This is a genomic window from Streptomyces sp. 8L (genome assembly GCF_020176795.1).
Classification (GTDB): domain Bacteria; phylum Actinomycetota; class Actinomycetes; order Streptomycetales; family Streptomycetaceae; genus Streptomyces.
Genome location: NZ_JAIUKE010000844.1, coordinates 1 through 1,892 on the forward strand (window position 1 = coordinate 1; position 1,892 = coordinate 1,892).

A 1,892-nucleotide genomic window follows, 5' to 3' on the forward strand; every position below is an offset into this window, starting at 1 on the left:
CGCCCCCCCCCCCGCGCCCCGCCGCCCCCCCCGCGCGCGGGCCGCCCCGGCCCCCCCCCCGCGCGCCCGCCCCCCCCCGCCCCCCCCCGGGGGGGGGGCCCCCCTCGTCCGTGGCGGCACCGCCGGTCAGGACGTGCGCACCGTACGAGCACGACCCGCGGAGCGACCCTCCGCCCGATCAGGCCCGCCATCACGCCTGCGGTGTGCCACACGGCCGTACGGCAGGCCGGCGGCGGCGCGATCACCTACGCGAGCAGCCGCTTCACGACGCCCGCGACGCGGCCGCCCTCGGCCCGCCCGTCGACCCGGGGCGTGACGATCTTCATGACGGCACCCATGGCGCCGCGCCCCTCCGCACCGCCGGCCTTCGCCTCGGCGACGGCCTCGCTGACGATGGACTCCAGTTCGTCGTCGGTCAGCGGCTTCGGCAGGTACGCGGCGAGGACCTCGCCCTCGGCCAGCTCGCGCTCGGCCTGCGCGGTCCGGCCGCCCTTGGCGAACGCGTCGGCCGCCTCGCGGCGCTTCTTCGCCTCCCTGGCGATCACCTTCTGCACCTCGTCGTCGTCGAGCTCCCGCGCGGCCCGGCCGGAGACCTCCTCCTTCGTCACGGCGGAGAGGGTGAGCCGGAGCGTCGCGGAACGCAGCTCGTCGCGGGCCTTGATGGCGCCGGTGAGGTCTTCCTGGAGCTTGGACTTGAGGCTGGTCATGAGAACAAGTGTGGCAGGCGGTACGAGCGGCCGGCCGCCGAATTACGCGGCGGGCGGTGAGGCGGCCGGCCGAGGGGGCACGGGTCCGGCCGCGTGACCGGCCTCACGCCGGGTCTGCGACGATGGGCGTATGCGCGCACGCTACGGAGTCCCCTTGTCCATCGCGGCGGCCGGCGCGGCAGGCGTCGCCTATGCCGCGGGGTTCGAAGTCCGCTCGTTCAGACTGCGCCGGGTGACGGTGCCCGTCCTGCCGCGCGGCATGCGCGACGTGCGGGCTCTCCAGGTCTCCGACATCCACATGGTGCGCGGGCAGCGCAAGAAGCGGCGCTGGCTCCAGTCGCTCGCGGGGCTGCGCCCCGACTTCGTCGTGAACACGGGCGACAACCTCTCCGACCCGGAGGCCGTACCGGAGGTGCTGGACGCGCTGGGACCGCTGATGGAGTTCCCCGGCGTGTACGTCTTCGGCTCCAACGACTACTACGGGCCGAAGCTGCGCAACCCGGCGCGCTACCTCCTGGAGAAGTCGCAGGGCAAGCACGGGCTGAACGGCAACGCACCGGCGGTGCACGCGCTGCACAACCCGTGGGAGCCCATGCGGGACGCCTTCGACGCGGCAGGCTGGACGAATCTCTCCAACACGCGCGGCAGGCTCAAGCTCGACCAGTACGAACTCGCCTTCACAGGGCTCGACGACCCGCACATCAAGCGGGACAGGTACGAACAGGTCGCGGGCGGCCCCGAGGCCGACGCGGACCTCTCGGTCGGCGTCGTGCACGCCCCCTACCTGCGCGTACTCGACTCCTTCACGGCCGACGGCTACCCGCTGATCCTGGCCGGTCACACACACGGCGGCCAGCTGTGCATCCCCTTCTACGGCGCCCTGGTCACCAACTGCGACCTGGACACGGACCGCGTCAAGGGACTGTCGACCCACCGCTCGGCGGGCCACACCTCGTACCTCCACGTCTCCGCGGGCTGCGGCACGAACCGCTACACCCCGATCCGCTTCGCCTGCCCCCCGGAAGCAACCCTCCTGACCCTGACGTCCCGGGCGGCGTAGGGCCCCCGGCCCGCGGGGGCCCCCCGCCCCCCCCCCCGCCGCGCCCCCGGGGGGGGGCGGCTCGACGCCGCGGTCAGCTGTCTCGCGGAACGCGGCTGGGCCGGGTCCACCGTCACCGTCGTCGC

2 protein-coding genes are annotated in these 1,892 nt (G+C 74.6%); one reads left to right on the top strand and one right to left on the bottom strand.

Annotated elements, in window-relative coordinates:
- Positions 1–245: 245 nt before the first annotated feature.
- A complete protein-coding gene (locus LCE31_RS39325; protein WP_225023061.1) occupies positions 246–707 on the bottom strand; it encodes a GatB/YqeY domain-containing protein in 462 nt (153 codons plus the stop codon).
- 130 nt (positions 708–837) lie between these two features.
- On the opposite strand from LCE31_RS39325, the gene LCE31_RS39330 reads away from it, so the two are divergent.
- Complete coding sequence (locus tag LCE31_RS39330) at positions 838–1,767, top strand: metallophosphoesterase (RefSeq protein ID WP_225023063.1); 930 nt, start codon at positions 838–840, stop codon at positions 1,765–1,767.
- Positions 1,768–1,892: the final 125 nt, after the last annotated feature.

Bases quoted from the DNA above. Each gene is read 5' to 3' on its own strand.
- LCE31_RS39325 (WP_225023061.1), bottom strand. From the start codon at position 707: ATGACCAGCCTCAAGTCCAAGCTCCAGGAAGACCTCACCGGCGCCATC.
- LCE31_RS39330 (WP_225023063.1), top strand. From the start codon at position 838: ATGCGCGCACGCTACGGAGTCCCCTTGTCCATCGCGGCGGCCGGCGCG.